The 22,315-nt window shown below is 62.8% G+C and carries 18 protein-coding genes and 1 riboswitch; of the genes, 10 read left to right on the top strand and 8 right to left on the bottom strand.

Annotation, left to right across the window (positions count from 1 at the left end; all coding sequences use genetic code 11):
• Positions 1-106: 106 nt before the first annotated feature.
• From KHU30_RS10110 to KHU30_RS10085, 6 genes are all read left to right on the top strand, one after another.
• The gene (locus KHU30_RS10110) at positions 107-1,783 is read left to right on the top strand and encodes a hypothetical protein (RefSeq protein ID WP_211442526.1); all 1,677 of its coding nucleotides are present in this window, start codon (positions 107-109) and stop codon (positions 1,781-1,783) included.
• 155 nt (positions 1,784-1,938) lie between these two features.
• Positions 1,939-3,090, top strand: a complete 1,152-nt coding sequence (locus tag KHU30_RS10105; protein ID WP_211442525.1) for an ABC transporter ATP-binding protein — start codon at positions 1,939-1,941, stop codon at positions 3,088-3,090.
• A 102-nt stretch (positions 3,091-3,192) separates the two neighbouring features.
• A complete protein-coding gene (locus KHU30_RS10100) occupies positions 3,193-4,431 on the top strand; it encodes an ABC transporter substrate-binding protein (RefSeq protein ID WP_230411126.1) in 1,239 nt (412 codons plus the stop codon).
• A 178-nt stretch (positions 4,432-4,609) separates the two neighbouring features.
• On the top strand, positions 4,610-5,470 hold the full coding sequence (locus KHU30_RS10095) for a carbohydrate ABC transporter permease (RefSeq protein WP_407928062.1): 861 nt from the start codon (positions 4,610-4,612) through the stop codon (positions 5,468-5,470).
• Entirely contained in the window at positions 5,470-6,321 is an 852-nt protein-coding gene (locus KHU30_RS10090; RefSeq protein ID WP_211442522.1) for a carbohydrate ABC transporter permease, read from the top strand. The genes KHU30_RS10095 and KHU30_RS10090 overlap by 1 nt, the downstream gene beginning before the upstream one ends.
• Positions 6,322-6,336: 15 nt before the next feature.
• Positions 6,337-8,481, top strand: coding sequence for an alpha-galactosidase (locus KHU30_RS10085; RefSeq protein ID WP_211442521.1), 2,145 nt, complete (start codon positions 6,337-6,339; stop codon positions 8,479-8,481).
• A gap of 103 nt (positions 8,482-8,584) precedes the next feature.
• Here KHU30_RS10085 and KHU30_RS10080 read toward each other — a convergent pair whose 3' ends face one another.
• From KHU30_RS10080 to KHU30_RS10065, 4 genes are all read right to left on the bottom strand, one after another.
• Complete coding sequence (locus tag KHU30_RS10080) at positions 8,585-9,823, bottom strand: Bcr/CflA family multidrug efflux MFS transporter (RefSeq protein ID WP_211442520.1); 1,239 nt, start codon at positions 9,821-9,823, stop codon at positions 8,585-8,587.
• Positions 9,824-10,032: 209 nt separating this feature from the next.
• Positions 10,033-11,271 carry an ArgE/DapE family deacylase gene (locus KHU30_RS10075; protein WP_211442519.1) on the bottom strand — a complete coding sequence of 413 codons (1,239 nt, stop codon included), beginning with the start codon at positions 11,269-11,271 and terminating at the stop codon, positions 10,033-10,035.
• A gap of 101 nt (positions 11,272-11,372) precedes the next feature.
• Positions 11,373-12,479 carry an alanine racemase gene (gene alr / locus KHU30_RS10070; RefSeq protein WP_211442518.1) on the bottom strand — a complete coding sequence of 369 codons (1,107 nt, stop codon included), beginning with the start codon at positions 12,477-12,479 and terminating at the stop codon, positions 11,373-11,375.
• A 69-nt stretch (positions 12,480-12,548) separates the two neighbouring features.
• Complete coding sequence (locus KHU30_RS10065) at positions 12,549-13,835, bottom strand: D-amino acid dehydrogenase (RefSeq protein WP_211442517.1); 1,287 nt, start codon at positions 13,833-13,835, stop codon at positions 12,549-12,551.
• A gap of 197 nt (positions 13,836-14,032) precedes the next feature.
• Here KHU30_RS10065 and KHU30_RS10060 point away from each other — a divergent pair, with 197 nt between their 5' ends.
• Positions 14,033-14,524: an Lrp/AsnC ligand binding domain-containing protein gene (locus KHU30_RS10060; protein WP_211442516.1), complete on the top strand. Its 492-nt coding sequence runs from the start codon at positions 14,033-14,035 to the stop codon at positions 14,522-14,524.
• 103 nt (positions 14,525-14,627) lie between these two features.
• Entirely contained in the window at positions 14,628-16,019 is a 1,392-nt protein-coding gene (locus tag KHU30_RS10055; protein WP_211442515.1) for an amidohydrolase family protein, read from the top strand.
• Positions 16,020-16,085: 66 nt separating this feature from the next.
• On the opposite strand, the gene KHU30_RS10050 is transcribed toward KHU30_RS10055, so the two are convergent.
• Positions 16,086-16,931, bottom strand: coding sequence for a pirin family protein (locus KHU30_RS10050; RefSeq protein WP_211442514.1), 846 nt, complete (start codon positions 16,929-16,931; stop codon positions 16,086-16,088).
• Between the two features lie 28 nt (positions 16,932-16,959).
• On the bottom strand, positions 16,960-17,352 hold the full coding sequence (locus tag KHU30_RS10045; RefSeq protein WP_211442513.1) for a DoxX family protein: 393 nt from the start codon (positions 17,350-17,352) through the stop codon (positions 16,960-16,962).
• 188 nt (positions 17,353-17,540) lie between these two features.
• Here KHU30_RS10045 and KHU30_RS10040 point away from each other — a divergent pair, with 188 nt between their 5' ends.
• On the top strand, positions 17,541-18,452 hold the full coding sequence (locus KHU30_RS10040) for a LysR family transcriptional regulator (RefSeq protein WP_211442512.1): 912 nt from the start codon (positions 17,541-17,543) through the stop codon (positions 18,450-18,452).
• Between the two features lie 42 nt (positions 18,453-18,494).
• Positions 18,495-18,560, top strand: a riboswitch (Fluoride riboswitch).
• An 88-nt stretch (positions 18,561-18,648) separates the two neighbouring features.
• Positions 18,649-19,911, top strand: a complete 1,263-nt coding sequence (locus KHU30_RS10035) for a voltage-gated chloride channel family protein (protein ID WP_211442790.1) — start codon at positions 18,649-18,651, stop codon at positions 19,909-19,911.
• 9 nt (positions 19,912-19,920) lie between these two features.
• Here KHU30_RS10035 and KHU30_RS10030 read toward each other — a convergent pair whose 3' ends face one another.
• Positions 19,921-21,171, bottom strand: coding sequence for an Hsp70 family protein (locus KHU30_RS10030; protein WP_211442511.1), 1,251 nt, complete (start codon positions 21,169-21,171; stop codon positions 19,921-19,923).
• Positions 21,172-21,295: 124 nt separating this feature from the next.
• Positions 21,296-22,300 (bottom strand): DUF2804 domain-containing protein, encoded by a 1,005-nt coding sequence (locus KHU30_RS10025; protein ID WP_211442510.1) that lies wholly within the window; start codon positions 22,298-22,300, stop codon positions 21,296-21,298.
• Positions 22,301-22,315: the final 15 nt, after the last annotated feature.

Here is a 22,315-nt window from a genome sequence, read left to right as displayed (position 1 = left end):
AGGCTTAAGGAAATTGAAGAAAAACCGCGCCATGGAGACGTGCCACGGCATCAGCGTAGCGACGGACCTGCAGTTGCGAGGCCGTGCGAGGTTTCAGAAAAAAAGCATGTTGATCGCGCTGGCGATCGGCGGCCTTCTCTATGGCGGCGGCGCGGCTTCCCAGGAGCTGACAGCGAGTTCGAGCAGTGCCGCGGCGGGGCTGGCGACCGGTTTCAACCAGGCAGTGGCAGAAGCACGGTCGCTGGATTTTACGAGCGCCAACTATCCGCATTTCGTCGCACTGGGATGGCCGAGCACGGATGCCAGGTGCAGCCAGTCGACGCTGCAGCCGGGGTACCTGGCCTCGATTCCCAATCGCTGCGCCTACTATTCAAGAGACTACGTGCACTATGCAACCGGGGCATATTTTCTCGGCATGTATGAGCAGAACTATCAAATGGCCGACCATTTCGCCACGCTCTATCACACCGACATCGTCAACGCGCCGTACTGGGCGATTGGCGCCAACGGCAAGCAGTATGAACAAAACGACGAGTCGCCGGCGCCGTTCGAAATCGGCGAGAATATCGCCAACATGTATCGCCTCACGGCCGACCAGCGCTATCTCGGCGCCGATTTCACGAACTACATCAACAACATCAACAACGGTTTTTCAAACACCGAGAGCAATAAATATATCAACGCCGACGGTTTCAGGATGGCACGGCTGGATCACGGCGAGGCAGCCACCTACAATGAATTCGTCGGCAACGCCGGGGTGCCGTCGACCACGGCCATCGTTCTCGGCGGCGACATGGCGGCCAGCGAAATCGCCTACTATCGGAACGTATCGAACTACCCGGCGCTGAAAGCGGCCAGCGACGCCACGAATATGACTGCGAAGTTCAATACGCTTTCGTCGAACTTCAATTCGCACTGGAGCAACGTCAACGGCAGCGGCCATTTTGCAGTCGCACTCACCGGCGTGACAAGCACGGCATATTCAAGCGCGAACTACAATACGCTGAGCTATTACGACCACTACGCAGAAGAACCGAACCTGTTCCCCTTGTACAAAGGGATCATCACCGATGCCGGCAACCTGGCGGCGCAGGCGAACTACGTCGACAGCAACGCCGAAAGCCTCTATCAAGCCGCAGCCAGCCAGAATCCAAATTACGGCCTCAACTCGCCCGGCGTCGAATCGCACACTTATTTGCCTACCGCTTTCTATAATGCGGGCATGCTCGATACCGCCTGGAAGTGGCTGACCAGATTGGCTGCACGGCAGGTGTTTGATAATGGCAACGCTTATCCCGAGGTCAGCTTTGCGCTGATATCGGACGTCATCACAAAAGTGCTCGGAGTCGATTTCGATGCGCCCAACAACAAGCTGGTCACGCTTGCCAACAATCTTCCATCCGCATTCAAGAACGGGGACTACATCAAGGTCAGCAATATCCCGATTCATACCAGCAACTACACCGTGCATGTAGGGGTCACCCAGGCCTTGGATGCCGCCACCGGCAGGCCGGCCATCACGCTGGATTACGCGAAGGATCCGTCAGCGCAGCAAGACGGCACCGGGCTGTACTGGCTCCCGCGTTTCAAATTGAATTACGGCAGCCACTGCAATGTGCTGACTACCTACGCAAACAATTCCACACAGGCCAATACCTACAACCTGGTCTGGGACGGCAACAGCCGGACCTACACCTGCAATGGCGACAAGGGCGGCATCTATCTGTACCCCAACGATCCCAACTATACCGTGACCAGAATGCTGGTGACTGCCAGCCAGTAACCGGAAGCGCATTACCAAAGAAATCCGATAAGGCCTTTGGGCGCTGGCGCCGTGGCAAATGCTTGCCCTGGCGCCGGCGCCGCCTCTGGCCAGTTATCGATAATGACATGCGCCCGACGCGCAGCGCACCAGGCAGCACATGAGGAGACAAAATAATGGCAAGCATCACCCTGAAGGGCGTGTCCAAAGCCTATGGCAAGCACGATCCGGTCGTTCGCAATGTGGACCTGCACATTGCGCAAGGAGAGTTCTGCGTATTCGTGGGCGCTTCCGGCTGCGGCAAATCCACGCTGCTGCGGATGATCGCCGGCCTCGAAGAGATCGGCAGCGGCGAGTTGCTGATCGACGATTGCCTGATGAATGATGTGCCGGCAGCGCGGCGCGGCGTGGCGATGGTGTTCCAGAGCTACGCCTTGTTTCCGCACATGACGGTGTACGAAAACATGGCGTTCGGCTTGACCCTGGCGAAGGTCGACAAAGCCGTGGTGCAGGGAAAAGTCATCAGCGCCGCCCGCATTCTGCAGCTGGAACATCTGCTGGCGCGGCTTCCCAAGGCGTTGTCCGGCGGCCAGCGCCAGCGCGTGGCAATCGGCCGCGCCATCGTGCGCGAACCGGGCGTATTTTTGTTCGACGAGCCGCTGTCCAACCTGGATGCGGTTTTGCGGGTGCAGACACGCTACGAGATTGCCAAGATACACCGCGAAATCGGCAGGGCGTCTACCGTCTATGTCACGCACGACCAGGTCGAGGCGATGACCCTGGCCGACCGCATCGTGCTGCTGAATTCGGGCAGCGCGCTGGCGCGCTCCGGCAGCGTCGCCCAATGCGGCGCTCCGCTGGAACTGTATCACCACCCTAAAAATCTGTTTGTGGCTGGCTTTATCGGTTCGCCCAAGATGAATTTCATTCCCGCCAGGCTGATCGCTGCCAGCGAGAGACTGGCGCGGGTGCAGCTCGCGGCGGGAGAGCTGCTGGAAGCGCAGGTCGATGCGCGCCGTTTGCCGGTTGGTTCGCCGGTGACGCTTGGCATCCGCCCCGAGGACGCCAGCGCCGGCAACGGCACGCAGCACCTGGTGCGCGAAGTGCAATGGCAGGAGCGGCTGGGAGATGCGACTTATCTGTACCTGCGCAGCGGCGACGAGCAAGCACCCTGGATCGTCAAGGCGCCCGGCAACACGCACGCCGATCCGGGTCAACGGATCCCGCTGTCGCTGCCGCGCTCAGCCATGCATCTCTTCGATGCCGAGGGTGAAGCGCTGCCACGCCGCGTTGAAGCTAGCGACAGACTGGCGCCGCTCGCCGCATAGCAAGACGCCGCTGGTCCGGGCGAATGGAGGCGGAAGGGGAGACCTTCCAAAAAACTGCGTCGACCTGACGCGATGAATCAAAAAAATAAAAAGGAGACTGTAATGAAAGCACGCTCGACATTGCTAGTGAAATTATTGCCGCTGTTGTTTTCGGCAATGGCCTTGTCCGCCAGCGCGGGGACGCTGGTCATCAATTCCGACGCATCCGATCCGGCCGCCAAGGCTGCGCTGGACGCCATCATCAAAGGCTTCAAGGCGGAAAATGCCGATGTCGAGGTGAAACTCAATACCTTCGATCATGAGGGCTACAAGACCTCGATCCGCAATTTCCTCACGGCCAATCCGCCGGACGTGGTCAACTGGTATCCGGGGCACCGCATGGCGCCGTTCGTCGACGCTGGCTTGTTCGAAGACGTCTCTGACCTGTGGACCCGGCAAGGCCTGGATGAAGCGCTCAAGCCAGCTGTTGCGGCGATGACCATCAACGGCAGGAAATGGGGCATCCCCTATCTGTATTACCAATGGGGCATCTACTATCGCAAGGACATTTTTGCGAAACTGAACATTGCTGCGCCCAAGACCTGGAAAGAGCTGCTGGCTGCCAGCGCCAAGCTCAAGCAGAACGGCGTCACGCCGTTTGCCATCGGCACCAAGCAGACCTGGACCACGGCTGCCTGGTTCGATTATCTCGACTTGCGCACCAACGGCTATCAATTCCATATGGATCTCACCAACGGCAAGGTGCCCTATACCGACAAGCGTGTGAGCGCTGTGTTCGATCGCTGGGACGAGCTGGTCAAGCCTGGTTATTTCTTGCCGAACCACGCCTCATATACCTGGGAAGAGGCGGTGCCGGCCATGGTCAAAGGCGAGGCCGCCATGTACCTCATGGGCAATTTTGCAGTAGCCCCGATGAAAGCTGCAGGCCTGACCGAAAGCAATCTGGGCTTCATGCAGTTCCCGGCAATCACGCCAGGCCTGGCGATGGCGGAAGAGGCGCCGATCGAATCGGTGCATATCCCGGCGCAGGCAAAGAACAAGGCAGATGCACGACGTCTGCTGACGTACATGTCGCGTCCCGACGTGCAGGGCAAGGTCAGCCAGATACTGGAAGAACTGCCGGTCAACGTCAAAGCCAGCGAGCCGGTCGATCCCTACCTGAAGGCCGGCTTTGACCTGCTCAAGAATACCAGCGACCTGTCGCAGTATTACGACCGTGACGCGCCGGCGGAAATGGCCAAGGCAGGCATGGACGGCTTCCAGCACTACATGCTGAAGCCGGAGTCCCGCCAGAAGGTATTGGAGCGTCTGGAGCAGGTGCGCCAAAGCGTCTACAAATAAGAACTGCGGCGGCAGCAGCTGCAGCTGCTGCTCTCAATCCATTTCCCGGCGTGATTCAGGCATTTTCCCTGAACAGCTTCTCAGGACAACTTTTATGTTGACAGCAACTCAAAGAAACCTTGTTGCGGCGACCGTCGCGCCGGCAGCCCGGATATCTTTCTGGCAGTGTCATCAGCGGCTGATCGCGCCATGGCTGTTTCTGGCGCCGGCACTGATCTTGTTTACCGTGTATGTGATTGCGCCGATTTTCCAGACCATTTCCCTTAGCCTGTATGCCTGGGATGGCCTGAGCCAGGCTCGCTATATAGGATTGCATAACTACATCGAACTGTATGACGATCCGGATTTCTGGCTATCGTTGAAGAACAACCTTATCTGGCTGTTCGGCTTCCTGCTGGCGCTCCCGGCGGGACTCCTGATGGCGCTGTTCCTGAATCAGGCGGTGTTTGGAATCCGGCTGGTCAAGGCGCTGTTCTTCTTTCCGTTTGTGATTTCGCAGGTGGTGATCGGGCTGGTGTTCAGCTGGTTCTACGATCCCAGCAACGGCCTGCTGTTCCATATGCTGCATTTTTTCGGCATTTCGCCGGTCGCGGTGCTGTCCGACGAAAGATTCGTCACTTACGGCATCGTGGCCGCCGGCCTGTACCCGCAGATCGCCTACTGCATGATCCTCTACCTGACCGGCCTCAACAACTTGCGGCCCGATTTGATCGAGGCGGCGCGGCTGGAAGGCGCCAGCGGCTGGCAGATGCTGATCAAGGTCGTCCTGCCGCAATTGCGCGCGGCCACCTTCATTGCGGTGGTGGTCACGATCGTCGGCGCCTTGCGCAGCTTCGACATGGTTTCCATCATGACCCAGGGCGGCCCGTACGGCTCGTCTCGCGTCCTTGCCTATTACATGTATGAAGAGGCGCTGAGCGAATACGGCTATCGCATGGGTTACGGCGCGGCTATCGCCACGGTGCTGTTCCTGATCATGCTGGTCTATATCAGCATGGTGCTGGTCCGGATATACAAGCAGGAAAAGGAGCATGGCTGATGTTCCCTGCACCAATCGAAAGAAGCAGCCAGCCGTTCCAGTGGCTGTATCGCATGTGCCTGGTGCTGGCGCTGCTGGTCTGGCTGCTGCCCCTGGTCGCCGTGGCGCTGACCTCGGTGCGCGGCCCGGCCGACATCAATATCGGAAATTATTGGGGGCTGCCAAGCCAGTGGCAGATGGGAGAGAACTATCGGGCGGTGTTCAGCAACACGCCGCTGACCCGCTATATCCTCAACAGCATCCTGATCACGGTACCGGTTGTCGCCGGCGCGGTGGCGCTGAGCTGCCTGTCCGGATTCGCCCTCGGAATCTACCGTTTCCGCTTGAACCTGCTGGTGTTTTTTCTGTTCGTCGGCGGCAATTTCGTGCCGTTTCAAATCCTGATGGTGCCGGTGCGCGACCTCAGCCTGCGGCTGGGCCTGTATGACTCGATACTCGGCCTGGTGCTGTTCCATACCGCTTTCCAGGCCGGATTCTGCACCTTCTTCATGCGCAACTTCATTCGGGAACTGCCTTACGAACTGATTGACGCCGCGCGCATTGAAGGCGCTTCCGAATTCGAGGTTTTCTGGAAAATCGTATTGCCGCTGGTGAAGCCGGCAATTGCCGCCGTCTCGGTGCTGATCTTCACTTTCGTCTGGAACGATTATTTCTGGGCGACGGTGCTGATACAGGGCGACCACGCCATGCCGGTGACGGCGGGGCTGAAGTCCCTCAATGGCCAGTGGGTGGCGCAATGGAACCTGGTCTCGGCGGGTTCGATCATTGCTGCGCTGCCGCCGGTACTGGTCTTTTTTCTCATGCAAAAGCACTTCATCGCCGGCTTGACGATGGGCGCAACCAAAGGATAGGCGAAGGTAGCAAGAATGACTGAATCAAAATTGATGCACTTGAGCGGCCGCGACTTGAGCATGGTGCTCGAACAGGTTGCCGGCGCGCCTCCTGCCTGGCGTCACTTCGGCGCCAGGAGCCATGTCGCCGGCGGCGCTTGGCCGGCGGCGAGCGCGCGGCCGCATCCGCCGACGCTGCTGGATAACGATCCGGCGCTGAGCGTGCTGCCGACCCATGGCTTCGGCTGGTTCAATCAGCCGGCATTAGCGGGAAGCCGGCCTGGCAGCATCGGCGACCTCGACTGGGCGCAGAGTTTTGTCCTCGATCAGGTGGAACAAGGACAGCATGCTTTGCAACTTGGCTTGAGCGACCGGACGGCCGGGCTTGGCCTTATCGTCAGTTACGCGGTGGATCCCGATAGCGACGTGGTCAGCATCTGGAGCGAACTGGAAAATCGCGGCGCCACGCCGTTCCGGCTCGACTGGCTGGCTGCCGCCTGTGTGCCGCTGCCGCCAGAGGCCGACCAGGTGCTGGGTTTTGCCGGGCGCTGGACCCTGGAGTTCCAGGAAATGCGCGAGACCTTAGGGATTGCCGCCTGGCGCCGCGACAGCCGGCGCGGACGCACTTCTCACGATGCTTTCCCGGGCGTGATTGTCGGCAGCGGATTGGCCGACGACGCAGGCTGGACGCTCGGTGCGCATCTGGGCTGGAGCGGCAACCACACCGTGCTGATCGAACCGCTTAACGATGGCCGCCGCCAGCTGCAGATGGGGGAATGGCTGGCTGCGGGAGAGGTGCTGCTGGCCCCCGGCGAGCGCTATCGCACGCCGACCGCCTATCTTTCTTTCAGCGCACTGGGATTGAATGGCCTTAGCGCCAATTTTCATCGCTTCGTGCGGCAACGCGTGCTGAGCTGGCCGGGGCAGCGCATGGCTCCCAGGCCGGTGCATCTGAACACCTGGGAAGCCGTGTATTGCGATCACGACCTGGATGGCCTGAAGGCGCTGGCCAGTGCCGGAGCGGAAGTCGGCGTCGAACGTTTCGTGCTGGATGACGGCTGGTTTCAGCGCCGCGACAACGACAGGGCAGGACTTGGCGACTGGTGGCCGGATGCGCGCAAATATCCGCAGGGATTGACGCCGCTCATCGACCATGTGCGCAAGCTCGGCATGCAGTTCGGCTTGTGGGTTGAGCCGGAAATGGTCAATCCCGACAGCGACTTGTTCCGCGCCCATCCGGATTGGGCGCTGCAGCTGGAGGGGCGCGCGTTGGTGACCGGCCGCAACCAGCTGGTGCTCGATTTCGCGAACGCACAAGTGACGGAATATATTTTCGGCAAACTTGACGGCTTGCTGCGGACTTATCCGATCGCCTATCTGAAATGGGACATGAACCGAGATCTGGCTGCCGCCGGGCACCATGGCCGCGCTGCGTATCACCGCCAGGTGCAGGCGCTTTACCGCTTGCTGGGCGACCTGCGCCGCGCCCATCCGGCGGTCGAGATCGAAAGCTGCGCCTCGGGCGGCGGACGCGCCGACTACGGCTTGCTGGCGCATACGCACCGGGTCTGGACCAGCGACTGCAATGACGCCCTGGCTCGCATCGCTATCCAGCGCGGCTTCCTGCGTTTCTTCCCGCCCGAGGTAATGGGCGCGCACATAGGACCGGCGGTTTCCCACACCACGGGCCGGCGGCATGACATGGCATTTCGCGCCGCGGTCGCAATGTTTGGCCATCTCGGGCTGGAACTGGATGTCAGGACGCTGGATGCGGCTGAAAAAGCCGAGCTTTGCCGCTGGATTTCCCTGTACAAGGAATGGCGCGGCCTGGCGCATGGCGGCAGCTTGCGGCAGGGCGGGGCGGATGACGGCGCCTTGTCGTGGCTGCATGTCACCGCTGTCGATCAGAGCGCCGCCCTGTGCGCCGTTTATCGGCGCCGCGAAGACGTCACGCGCTACATGGCGCCGTTGCATCTTGCCAGCCTTGACCCGGACCGCAGCTATCGCCTGCGCGCATTCGACGTGCCGCATGCGCCGCACTACACGCGCCAGACTGAACTCTTGCAAGCCTTGACGGATGGCCAGCTGATACTGTCCGGCGCCACCTTGCGCGACTTCGGATTGCCGCTGCCGCCGCTGCCGCCGGAGTCGGCGATTGTCATCGGGATCAGCGCGGTGTAACCGGGCGTAGAGGTCTTGCCGGATCTCCGCGGGTTGAGGCAACGGCGCAATTACGGCCGTTGCCTCTTTTTTTACGGATCAGATTCATGCATCGATTCCTTGTTCAGGCATGAGGTTTGCTGCGCAACAGACGCTGATGCTCCGGCCGTGCGGCGAAGCGGTGCAGCAGCAAGCCGCCGACGCCGCAGATCGCCATCACTACCATCAGCGGCAATGCCGTGCCGTCATGCCACAGGCTCATGCTGATGCCGGAAGTGATGCCGAGCGCGAACTGCAGGGTGCCCATCAGCGCCGACGCCACGCCGGCCTGCTTGCCCTGCTGCGACAAGGCGATGGCGGATGCGTTCGGGCTGATGAAGCCGTAGCTGGCGAGGAAGCCGAAGAAGCCGATCAGCAGCACCGGCAGGCTGTTGACGCCGCAGGCTACCAGCAGCGCCACGCTCAGGCTCAGCATGGCGGGTATCCACAGCGCGCGGCCGAGGATGGCGTCGAGCGAGTAGCGCCCGACCAGGCGGGCGTTGACCTGCGATGCGGCGATCAGGCCGAAGGCATTGGTGCCGAAGACGAAACCGAAATGCTCGGGCTTGATGCCGTGCAGTTCGATCAGCACGAAGGAAGAACCGGTGATGTAGGCAAACATGCCGCCCTGGATCAGGCCGCCGACCAGGCTATAGGCGACGAACTGGCGGTCCAGCAGCAGGCGGCCGTATTGCTTCAGGGTGCGCCCCAGGTGCAGCGGTTCGGCCTTGTGGCGGTCCAGCGTTTCCTGCATGGTGTAGTGGATCGCCAGCAGGCAGAACAGGCCGAAGCCGGCCAGGCCGCCGAAGATCACGCGCCAGCCCCACAGCTTGAGCACGGCGCCGCCGATCAGCGGCGCCAGGATAGGCGCCAGGCCCATCACCAGCATCATCAGCGAGAAGGCCCTGGCGGCGCCGGTGGTGCCGAGACGGTCGCGGATCACTGCGCGGCCGATCACCATGCCGGCGCAGCCGCCCAGGCCTTGCAGGAAGCGGAACAGTATCAGCGCCGTCACGTCCTGCGACACCATGCAAGCCAGCGAACCCAGCAGGTACAAGGTCATGCCGACATACAGCGGCGGCTTGCGGCCGAAGCGGTCGCTCAATGGTCCGTAGAACATCTGGCCGACCGCCAGCCCGACCAGGAAGGCGGCCAGGGTCAGCTGCACCAGGTTGCTGCCGACCCCGAACTGTTGCGCGATGGTAGGGAAGCTCGGCAGATACATGTCGATGGAGAGCGAGCCGATGGCGGTCAATGCGCCAAGCAATAAGAGCCAGCCCGGGAGCAATCTCTCCGGTGCTGAAGTTGCGGTTGTGTTTGTCATGGAATGCTTAGGGTTGCGCCAGTTGCCGGCGCCGGGTTAAATATTTGAAGCGGGTGGAATGCGCTGGCAGGAACTGCCGGGCGGTTGCGAAAAAATGCTTTGTGCGCGCAAGCGAATGCTTATGTTACAGGAACCTCGGGATTTCTGCCGGCCGCTCCCCGGCGTGAGGCGCCGGCGGCCGTTTTCCGCAGCCGCCAGCAAATAGCGGTTTACGCTGCCAGGAAATCCAGCAGCGTCATGGCGATCACCTTGGTGGCCTTGCGCAAGTCATCCAGCGCCAGGTTTTCATCGGCTTGCTTGGCGTTGGATTCCATCAGGGTGCGCGGGCCGGCGCCGTACAGCACGACCGGAATCCCATGCTCGCCGTACAGCCTGGCGTCGGTGTAGAGCGCCGATCCATTGGCCGGGATCGCTTCGCCCAGCACCGCCAGCGCATTGGCCTGCACGCTGGCCAGCAGTTTTTCGTGGCCCGGCAGGGGACGCAGCGCGCGCGCCAGCAGCAGGCGCTTGATCTCGACCCGGATGCCGGGCAAGCCGTCGACCGCGGCGGCGATCATGGCCCGCACCTCGGCCTCGACCGCGGCCGGATCTTCTTCAGGAATCATGCGGCGGTCCATCTTCAGCACCACTTTGCCCGGCACCACATTGGTGTTGGTGCCGCCGTCGATGCGGCCGACGATCATGGTGGGATGGGTGATGCCGGGAATCGCCGAACTGATTTTTTTCAGCTCGGGCAGCTTGGCGTAGATCGCCTGCAGCACCTTGGTGGCGGCCTGCAGGGCGTCATGGCCGGTTTCCGGCATCGAGCCGTGGGTAGCCTTGCCATGCACCGTGACTTCAAACTGCAGGCAAGCGTTATGGGCAGTGACGACGTTGTAGCTGAAGCCGGGACCGATCACCAGGTCGGGCTTGGTCAACTGGTTTTCGAGCAGCCAGGCCGGCCCGAGCAAGCCGCCGAATTCTTCGTCGTAGGTGAAGTGCAGTTCCAGCGCGCCCTTGAGCGGCACGCCCAGCGCTTCCAGCGCCCGCACCGCGAAAATATAGGTGGCGAAGTCGCCTTTGGAGACCGTGGTGGCGCGGCCGTAGATGCGGCCGTTTTCGATCTCGCCGCCATACGGCTGCTTGCTCCAGCCTTCGCCCGGCGGCACTACGTCGCCATGGGCGTTCAACGCCAGCGTCGGACCGGCGCCGGCATATCGGCGGCGGACGATCAGGTTGGTGATGCTCTCCATGCCGTAGTCCTTGACGGTGGCGGCCGGCACCGGGTGCTTCTCTGCCTGCCAGCCCCAGGCCGCGATCAGCTCGGCCACCGCATCGGCGTGCGGCGCGTTGTTGCCGGGCGGGGTGTCGGTGGGGATGCGGACGATCTTTTGCAGGAACCCGACTTCTTCGTCAAAGTGGCTGTCGATCCAGCTGGCGAGCTCTGCGGATAACGCTGTGTTAGTCATGGCGGCGAAGGGGAAAGTGACAGAAGTAGTTGATTCTACGACTTTGGCGCCATGAGAGGGAAAACGTGCGGGCAGATTTTCTGCCCGCGCTGCGGGCCATGTCAGCTGCCGATGTATTCCCGGTAATAGCGGCGCCCGAGGCCGGTCAGGATTTCATAGCCGATGCTGCCGGCCAGCCGCGCCACGTCGTCCACCGCGCGATGCGGACCGATCAGCTCCACCAGCGCCCCGGCCTGCACGCGCTCGGCGGCGATGCCGGTGACATCGATGGTGATCGAATCCATGGAGACCGTGCCGACCATCGGCGCCGGCTGGCCGTCGATGAAGGCGATGCCGCGGTTGCTCATGCTGCGCAGCCAGCCGTCGGCATAGCCGACGCCGACGGTGGCGATCTGCCGTTCCTCGGTGGCGCTATAGCTGATGCCGTAGCCGACGTGGTCGCCGCGCTGGATGGTGCGGCTCTGGATGATGCGGCCATGCAGCGCCACGACCGGCTGCAGGGGATTGGCGGCGCCGGCCACCGGCGCGATGCCGTACAGCGCCGCGCCCGGACGCACCAGGTCGAACTGATAGTCGGGGCCGAGAAAGATGCCGGAAGAATTGGCCAGGCTGGCGGCGACCTGCGGCAGGCGCTGGCGCCAGGCCTTGAAGCGCGCCAGCTGGCTGGCGTTCATCTCGTGGCCTTGATGCTCGGCGCAGGCCAGGTGGCTCATCAGGAACAGCGGCGGGATGCTTTTCATGAAGGCAGGATTGGCCAGCCAGGCTTCCGCTTCTGCCGCCGGCAAGCCCATGCGCGACATGCCTGTGTCGACCTGGAAAATGGCCGGCAGCGGCCGCTGCAGGGTTTGCGCCAGCGCATGCCAGGCTGCGATCTGCTGCAGGCTGTTGAGCACCGGGGTCAGGCCGTGGGCGATCAGTTCACGCTCAGTGCCGGGCGGCGCGCCATGCAGGACGAAAATCTCGGCGGTGGCGGGCAGGTGCGGACGCAGTGCGATGCCTTCATCCAGATGCGCCACGAAGAAATGGCGGCAGCCTTCCGCCGCCAGCGCCGGTCCGACCTTGTCGGCGCCCAGGCCGTAGGCATTGGCCTTGACGGCAGCGGCGCAGGCGGCCTTGCCGGCCTGCTGCCTGAGCAGGCGGTAGTTGCTGCGCACCGCATCCAGGTCGACTGTGAGGATTGCGCCGGCATGTGCTGCTTGTGGGTTCATCGGGTCTCGCTCAAAAATCGCTCAAAAAACTGTGTGGATCACATTTGCTGCACGCCGGCCTGGGGCGTCTCAGGCATAGGCGGGATGCGCCGTTTGTCCGAAGTCCTTGCTGTAGCGGCCGACCGCCAGGTCATCCGCGGCGATCGCCGGCCGCTTGCCGGAAATCAGGTCCGACAGCAGCTGGGCCGAGCCGCAGGACATGGTCCAGCCTAGCGTGCCATGGCCGGTATTGAGGAACAGGTTGCGGATATGGGTGGCGCCGACGATCGGCGTGCCGTCCGGCGTCATCGGCCGCAAGCCGGTCCAGAAGCTGGCGGCGGCGGTATTGCCGGCGCCCGGGAACAGGTCGTTGACCACCATCTCCAGCGTGGCGCGGCGTTTCGGCTTGAGCGTCTTGTTGAAGCCGACGATTTCAGCCATGCCGCCGACCCGGATGCGGTCGTCGAAACGGGTGATGGCGATCTTGTAGGTTTCATCGAGGATGGTGGAGACCGGCGCCGCTTCGGCATCGACAATCGGCACCGTGATCGAATAGCCTTTCAGCGGATACACCGGGATATCCACCAGCGAACCGAGGAAGCCGGTGGAGTAGGCGCCCAGCGCCACCACGTAGCTATCCGCCTGCAGGTGCTCGGAGCCGCACTGGACGCCGGCGATTTCGCCGTTGGACAAGGTCAGCGCATCGATCTGCACGTTGTAGCGGAAGCGCACGCCCAGGTCCTCGGCCATTTTCGCCAGTTTGGTGGTGAACATCTGGCAATCGCCGGTTTCATCGTTGGGCAGGCGCAAGGCGCCGCTCAGCTTGTGCTTGACCGCTTCCAGCGCCGGCTCGGCCTGCGCCAGCTGGTCCGGCGTCAGCAGTTCGAACGGCACGCCGGTTTCTTTCAATACTTCGATATCCTTGGCTGCGTCGTCCAGCTGCTGCCGGCTGCGGAACACCTGCATGGTGCCGAGCTGGCGGCCTTCATAGGCGATGTTGGTATCGGCGCGCAAGACCTTGAAGCAGTCGCGGCTGTATTCCGCCAGGCGCACCATGCGTTCCTTGTTGACGGCGTAGCGGGCCGAACTGCAGTTGCGCAGCATCTGCCACATCCAGCGCAGCTGGAACAGGGTGCCGTCGGGAGTGATGGAGAGCGGCGCATGCTCCTGCAGCATCCACTTCAGGGCCTTCAGCGGGATGCCGGGCGCGGCCCACGGCGAAGCATAGCCGGGCGAGATCTGGCCGGCGTTGGCGAAGCTGGTTTCCTGCGCCGGGCCCGGCAGGCGGTCGATCACGGTCACTTCATGACCGGCGCGCGCCAGGTAATAAGCACTGGTGACGCCCACCACGCCGCTGCCAAGGATAAGTACTCGCATCTTGAATCTCCGTAACGCCTGTTCGTATCTTACTGCGCGCAGGAAATCCGGCGGGCTGGCGATACGGAATGCGTAGTAATGAATTGTTTTTGATTTGCAGTAATAAGCCCTATGCTATTAGCAATTTCCCAGCATTTGTTACTGTATAAATCGACAAATTCAGGAATTAATACTAAAAATTTCCCCTCAGGCCCCTCATGAGAATCTACAAGGAATCCAACCGCGCCCTCGACAAGCTGGACCGCCACATCCTGCGCCTGCTGCAGCAGGACGGCCGCATGTCGATGAAGGACCTGGGCGAACAGGTCGGGCTGTCGATCACGCCCTGCATCGAGCGGGTCAAGCGCATGGAGCGCGACGGCGTCATCGACGGCTATTACGCGCGCATCAATCCCGCCGCGGTCGGCGCCAAGCTGCTGGTGTTTGTCGAGATTACGCTGAACCAGAAATCGGCCAACGCCTTCGAGCAGTTCCGCCGCGAAGTGCTGCGCATTCCGGAAGTGCTGGAATGCCATCTGGTGTCCGGCGATTTCGATTACCTGATCAAGGCGCGGATCCGGGAAATGGCGGAGTACCGCAAGCTGCTCGGCGACATGCTGCTGCAGCTGCCGGGGGCGGCGCAGTCCAAGAGCTATGTGGTGATGGAGGAAATCAAGGAGACGCTGGCCTTGTCGATGGAAAGCAGGTAGCGCCTGCCGAACGGTTTCCACGGCATGGATTAGAATGCCTTGGCGCAATAATTCCCATAAGAAAACTGCGCGCCGGCCATCAACGTGCACAAGGAGACCGTAATTGAAATTGCCTGTCCTCATCGCAGCCCCCCTGTTTTTATTGTGCGCGCAGGTCCTGGCGCAAGCCGCTGCGCCGCCGCCGGCTTCAGAGAACATTGCGGTCACCGCCTTCGTCGCCGTCAATCTGCTGCCGATGGAGACGGAACGCGTCCTGCCCGGACAAACGGTGCTGGTCGAGCACGGCAAGATTACCGCGATCGGCGCGGCGCTGCCGATTCCCGCCGGCGCCCGCATCGTCGACGGCCATGGCAGCGCATTCCTGTCGCCAGGGCTGGCCGATATGCATACCCATTCGGACACCAGCGGCGACCTCAAGGTCTACCTGGCGAATGGCGTTACTACCGTGTTGAACATGGGCGAGGCCTCCAACGGCTTCATCGCCCAGGTCCGGCCCGAAGTCAATCGCGGCAAGATCGCCGGGCCGCATGTGTACGCCAGTTTCATGGTCGACGGTTCGCCCCGCTACGGCCATTTCGTGGTCAGCAATGCGGAGCAGGCGCGCGCCGTCGTCGGGCTGGCGAAAACCAACGGTTACGATTTCATCAAGGTGTACAACAATCTGTCGCCCGAGAGTTTCGCGGCGCTGGCGGACGAAGGGCGCAAGCAGCACATGCCGCTGGTCGGCCATGGCGTCACGGCGGTCGGGCTGGAACGTCAGCTCGATGCCGGCCAGGTCATGGTGGCGCATGCGGAAGAATTCATGTACACGACATTCTTTCATCCCGGCCAGGACGGCAAACCGGTGCCGGCCGACGCCGCGCCGGACAGCGCCGAAATCCCGGCGGCCATCGCCTTCGTCAAACGCAACCATGCTTTCGTTACCGCCGATCTCAACACCTACGCCACGATTGCCCGGCAATGGGGCAAGCCGGCGGTGGTCGAGCGCTATCTGCAGATGCCGGAAGCACGCTACCTGGCGCCCGACCGCCGGCTGCAATGGCGCGGCGAAGACTATGCCCGGCGCCAGGGCGATCTCGGCGCCAGGCTGGCATTCCTGCAGCTTTTCACCAAGCAGATGGCGGACGCCGGCGTAGCCCTGATCGCCGGCACCGACGCGCCGACGATTCCCGGCCTGGTGCCCGGCTATTCGCTGCACGATGACCTGCAGGAGCTGGAGCAGGCCGGCCTTAGCCGCTACCAGACGCTCGCCGCCGCTACCCGCGTGCCGGGCGAGATGATCCGGCAGTCTTTGCCCAACGCCGAAGCGTTCGGCACGATCAAGGTCGGCAGCCGCGCCGACCTGATTCTTTCCGAGAAAAATCCGCTGGACGACCTGGCGACATTGCGCACGCCGCTGGGCGTCATGGCCAACGGCAACTGGTATCCGCAAACCGCGCTGCAGGCATTGCTGGAACAGGTAGCCGGCAAGTATCGAAGCGCGTTCGTGCCTTAGAAAAAAAGCGGGTAAAGGCATGCGCCCTTACCCGCTTCAGCACGACCAGCACGACGTCGCGGCTGCTTACATCCGGCCATCCCGGAAGTCCTGGATCGCCTGTTCCACCTGTTCGCGGGTATTCATCACGAACGGTCCCCATTGCGCGATCGGCTCATTCAATGGCCGCCCGGCGATCAGCAGGAAGCGGCTGTTGCTTTCTGCCTGCAGGCTGACGCCGGCCGCTTCGGCGGCATTGCTCAGGATCGCCATGCGGCCTGCCGGCGCGCTGCGGCTGTCTTCGCCGATGCGCAGTCCGCCTTCGTACACATACAGGAAAGCATTGTGGCCGGCCGGGATGGGCAGGTCCAGCTGCTGGCCTGCGTCCAGCTGCACGTCCAGGTAGAGCGGCTCGGTGTGCGGCCTTTGCACCGCGCCGGCGGTGCCGAAAGCCTCGCCGGCAATCACTTTCACCTTCACGCCAGGCCGCGGCGATACCTGCGGAATCTGCTCGGCCTGGAGGTCGCGATAGCTGGGTGCGATCATCTTGTCGCCCGAGGCCAGGTTGAGCCACAGCTGGAAGCCGCTCATCAGGCCGTCTTCCTGTTCCGGCAGTTCCGAATGCACCAGCCCGCTGCCGGCGGTCATCCACTGCACGCCGCCGGCCTGCAGCAAGCCTTCGTTGCCGGCGTTGTCGCGATGGCGCATGCGGCCAGCCAGCATGTAGGTGACGGTTTCAAAACCGCGGTGCGGATGGTCGGGAAAGCCGGCCAGGTAGTCTTCCGGCTTGTCCGAGTGGAAATTGTCCAGCATCAGGAACGGATCCAGCCGGCGCTGCAGATCGTTGGTCAAGACCCGCACCAGGCTGACACCCGCGCCATCCTGGGTGTTGATGCCGGTGACCAGGCGTTCGAGTTGGCGATTGAATTTCATGACTTGCTCCGTTCCTTGAAGAGTTTATTTACGCTGGCTTTTTCGCGCTTCCGTCATCCGTTGCCGCCAGCATCAGCAGCGCGCCGATGATCGAGATGTTTTTCAGGAAGTTGTTCAGCTGGTTCTGGAAATTGGCCGGATCGGCTTCCCAGAAACGGTGCGCCGTCAGGGTTGCCGCTACCGTGAACAGCGCCACAATGATGGCGACCGGCCGCACGTTCCAGCCGGCCATGATGGACAGGCCGCCGCCGACTTCGACCACGATGGTGGCGGCGACGGCGAAGGTCGCCAGCGGCACGCCGAGGCTGGCCATGTAGCCGGCCACGCCGGAAAAGGCGGTGATCTTCAGGATCCCGGAAATGAGAAACAACGAGGCCAGCAGGACGCGGCCGATGCGGTACAGGTTTGGCGAAGTTTGCATGATGTGTCCAATCTATAAATAGATGTAAAACGGGGTTATGAGACCGAGGTAAGCAAGCGCTTGCTGGCGCCACCGGTTATCGGCTACTGATTGCAGCGAACGAAACCATCTTAATCCTCTTGAGTTCTGCAAGATATTGTCTATCTTGCGATAATCTATATCTAATTATTAGATAATGTTGGGGCGCCATGAATATCGAGAGACTGTCGCTGGATCAACTGCGGGTATTCGCCCAGGTCGCCGACAGCGGCAGCTTCCTGGCGGCGGCGCGGGCCCTGGGCCGGGCGCAATCGGCGGTCAGCTACGCTGTCAGCACGCTGGAAAACCAGCTCGGCGTGCCCTTGTTCGACCGCGGCAGCTACCGGCCGCAGCTCACTGCCGCCGGCACCGAACTGTTGCGCGATGCGCGCCAGGTGCTGGGCCAGGTCGACGCCATGCAGGCGCGCGCGGCCGCCTATTCGCAAGGGCAGGAGCTGGAGATTACCCTGGCGTTCGACGTCTTTTTCCCGACCACGGCGCTGGTGGCCTTGCTGGCGGATTTTCGCGCGGCTTTTCCCGGCGTCACGGTGCGCCTGGAGATTGAAGCGCTGGGCGCCGTCGCCGAGCGGGTGATCGACGGCGAGGCGATGCTGGGCGTGCTCGGCACCTTGCCAATCGTGCCGCCCCATCTGTTGCATGTCAGTTTGCCGAGCGTGCTGCTGGTCGGCGTGGTGTCGCCGGCCCATGCACTGGCGCAGATCAAGGGCCGCATTCCCGGCCATGTGCTGGAGCGGCAGGTGCAGCTGGTGCTGAGCGACCGCAGCGCGCTCACCGCCAACCAGGATTTCTCGGTGCATTCCTCGCTGGCCTGGCGCATGAGCGATCTCGGCACCAAGCATGCCCTGCTGCGCGCCGGCATGGGCTGGGGCTATATGCCGAGCCATGTCATCGCCGACGACCTGGCCAGCGGCCGCTTGGTGACCATCGTCACGGCGGCCCATCCGCCCGAGGGCGCGGCGCTGCCGATGCAATGCGTGTACCGGCCGGATCGCCAGGTCGGCCCGGCGCTGACCTGGTGGCTGGACGCGCTGGCCAGGCTGACTACTTTCGATCCGGGCTGAATCCAGGTTGCGCCGCCGCGCGCGCTCCGGCACAATGGCGCTGCTGCAATGGGAGATGGCATGCCTCCCTGAACCGCTGCGCAAGCAGCTGATGATGCCTACAAAGTCCTGAACGGGATTTGTGGGCGTGCGTTTTCGGTTTACCTTGCCTTGCCGTTCAGGTTTGAGTTCTTCAAATCTTTTGCTTCTCCTTATGATGAAAAAAACAAAATATCCCGAACAGCTGCTGATGCTGGCGTATCTTGCGCGCTGGCTGGTCCTGGCATCTTTGGTGGGCGCGCTGGCCGGCCTGGCGTCGGCGCTGCTGCTGTTGTCGCTGGAGTGGGCCACCGATACCCGCAATGCGCACCGCTGGCTGTTGTGGCTGCTGCCGCTGGCCGGCCTGGCGGTGGGCTTGATCTATCACTTCCTCGGCAAGTCGGTGGAGGGCGGCAACAACCTGCTGATCGATGAGATCCACGACCCCAAGCGCATCGTGCCGAAACGCATGGCGCCGCTGATTTTCGTGGGCACGGTGATCACCCACCTGTTCGGCGGCTCCGCCGGGCGCGAGGGCACCGCGGTGCAGATGGGCGGCGCCCTGGCCGACGTGCTGACCCGCATCGCGCGCCTCGGGCCGGAAGACCGGCGCATCCTGCTGATGGCCGGCATCAGCGCTGGCTTTGCCTCGGTATTCGGGACGCCGCTGGCCGGCGCCATCTTCGGCCTGGAAGTGCTGGCCATCGGACGCCTGCGCTACGACGCCATCCTGCCCTGCTTCATCGCCGCCATCATCAGCGACCAGGTCCCGGCTTTGCTGGGCGTGCACCACACCCACTATGCAATTCCCTTCGTGCCGCATTTTGGCCTCGGCGTCTTTTCCGCCACGCTGCTGGCGGGGATCGTGTTCGGCCTGGTCGGCATGGTGTTTGCGCAGGCGACCCATGGCTTGTCGCGCCTGGTCAAGCGCTTGATCAAGTTCGCGCCGTTGCGGCCGTTTGCCGGCGGCGTTGCGGTGCTGCTGCTGGCCATGCTGCCGGCCACCGACAAGTATTTGGGACTGGGGATTCCGACCATCGTCGAGGCCTTCGAGAAGCCGCTGCCGCTATACGACTTCGGCGGCAAGATCCTGTTCACGGTGGTGACGCTGGCTTCCGGCTTCAAGGGCGGCGAGGTGACGCCGCTGTTCTATATCGGCGCCACGCTGGGCAATGCGCTGGCGCAGATCTTGGCCATGCCGGTTCCGCTGCTGGCCGGATTGGGGTTTGTGGCGGTGTTTGCGGGAGCCGCCAATACGCCGATCGCCTCGACCGTCATGGCGATGGAATTATTCGGACCGGAAATCGGCGTACTGGCGGGGATCGCCTGCGTGGTCAGCTATCTGTTTTCCGGCCACACCGGCATTTACCATGCGCAGCGCCTGGGCCAGGCCAAGCGGCATGCGCCGGATGAGCGCAGGCCGGATCCGGGGCTCGAATAAAGAGGCCGCTCAGCCGAACTTGCGCACCGCATCCAGCGCCAGGCCGGCGCCGATGCTGCCGAACAGATCGCCTTCCACGGCTTTTGCTGACGGCACCAAGGCAGCGATCTTGTGGCGCAGCAGCTGCACGCCGCTGGAGCCGCCGGTGAAGAACACCGTATCGACCTGGGCCGGCGTCACGCCGGCGTCGCGCAGCAGCTTGGTGACGGTATCTTCGACGCTGCCCACCAGGTGGGCGATGCTGGCGTTGAACTGTTCGCGCGTCAGGTTCAGGGCCTGGCCGGGGGCGATGCGGTCCAGGCTCATCTGCACCGTTTCGGCATCCGACAGGCCGATCTTGCCCTGTTCCACCTGCAACGCCAGCCAGTGGCCGGCGCGCTGTTCGACCAGGTCGAGCAGGCGGCCGAACTTCTCGCGCTCGACGGTCTCGCGATGCACGTCCTTCAGCTGCAGCCAGGCCTTGCGGGTATAGATCTGGTTGATGGTGTGCCAGGTCGCCAGGTTGAAGTAGTAGCTGGACGGCACTTCGCTATTGTTTTGCAGGCGGCTGCCCAGTCCCAGCATCGGCATCACGCTCGACAAGCTCAGGTATTTATCGAAATCGGTGCCGCCGATATGGACGCCGCCGGTGGCCAGGATATCGTCGCGCCGTTCGCTGTCGGCGGCCCGCTGCGGCGACAGGCGCACCAGCGAAAAGTCCGAGGTGCCGCCGCCGATGTCGGCGATCAGCACCAGTTCCTCGCGCTGGATGGTGGATTCATAGTCGAAGGCGGCGGCGATCGGTTCGTACTGGAAAGCGATGTGGCGGAAGCCTACCGAGCGGGCGATTTCCGCCAGCGTGTCTTGCGCGCGCTGGTCCGCCGCCGGATTGTCGTCGACGAAGAATACCGGACGGCCCAGCACCACGCTCTGGAATTCCTTGCCGGCAGCGCTTTCCGCACGTTGTTTCAGTTCCGCGATGAAATGGGTCAGCAAGGCGCGGAACGGCAGCGCGCGGCCGCCGACTTCGGTCTGGGCGTCGATCAGGCTGGAGCCGAGCAGGCTCTTGAGGGAGCGCATCAGGCGCCCTTCGTAACCGGTCAGGTAGGCGCCCAGCGCGGCGCGGCCGAAACTGAAGGCGTCGTCTTCGGCGTTGAAGAAAACCACCGAAGGCAGGGTGACCTTGCCGTCTTCCAATGGCAGCAAGGCATTGTGTCCGGGCCTGCTCCAGCCAACCGTGGAATTAGACGTGCCGAAATCCACGCCACAAGCATTTGACATCGCCATACCTCGCACACAAAATTGGCCGGCAATGGTATACCAAACGTATGGGCTGCGCAGGGGAAATGCAGCAGGTGTTGGAAATTTGCAAATCGCCAGTCGCTTAAGTTGGCTAAAGGCAATGTTACCAGCGCGAGAAGTGCTCCTCGGTCACGCCCGCCAGGCGTTCCACCGGGCGCGGCGCGGCATCGGGTCCAGGCTTGACCCAGCCGCTGAAACTGCCGATCGGCTGTATATAGCGGGTGGCGGCGATCAGCAGGTTCTTGTTTTCCCGGCGCGCGCCCTCCGGCATGAATTGCAGGTCGAGCAAGCCGTCGTCGGTATAGATATGCCAGGGCGCCAGCGGCGTCGCCGCATCGTACTCGAAACGCGCTTGGCCGAGCGCATGCAGCCGGCCGTCCAGCCACAGCACGTTTTCCTGCTGGCCGAAATAGCCGGCCTGCAGGTTGAAGCCGATGTCCAGGCCGTGGGCCGAGGCCCAGCGCCATTCGGTATCGCGCGCCAGCAAGCCGTTGGAATAGTCGAAGCTGGCGACGCCATCCTGCAGATCGAAACGCTGTCCATCCACCAGCACCTCGCCGCTGAGCGTCATGCCGGGCGATTTCTGGGTCGCATGCACCGAGCCGTTGACGATCGGACCCACCGCCAGCAGCAGCGGCGCGGCGCGGCTGTCGTCGAATTCGGCCTCGATGCTGAATTGCGCGCTGTGCAGGCTCAGGCGATGCTTGCCGCCATGCGCGGCGGCCGGCGGCTGATAGCTGACGCGGTGGCCGAAGCAGCTGAAGCTGCTGGCGCCGTCGGCACGGTTGCTGACCCGGGCGCTCAGGCCGGGTATGCCGTCCTGCGAAAAGCCGGCGATCTGCTTGCCTTGCTGGCGGTCGAAGACGTAGGCGAAGGCGGTATTGGTCCAGCCGACGTCGACAATTGCGATGCCGCAGAACAGCTGCGGGGTCGACAGCGCCACGTATTGCCAGCGCTTGTGGTGGAAGCGCCGCCACAGGCTGCTGCGGGCATAGGGCGCAGCCAGCGCCGACCAGTCGATGGCGCCGGTGCGGCCGGCATAGCGGCCCATGCGCGGCTGGCCGGCTTCATCGATGACGTTGGCAGGGGCGGCGGGCAGGTTTTGCATGGCAATCTCAGGTTG

This window comes from Collimonas humicola (assembly GCF_018304945.1).
In the GTDB taxonomy this organism is placed as follows: Bacteria; Pseudomonadota; Gammaproteobacteria; order Burkholderiales; family Burkholderiaceae_D; genus Collimonas; species Collimonas humicola.
The sequence above is the reverse complement of the archived record's forward strand: the minus strand, read 5'-3'. Positions and strand labels throughout refer to the sequence as shown.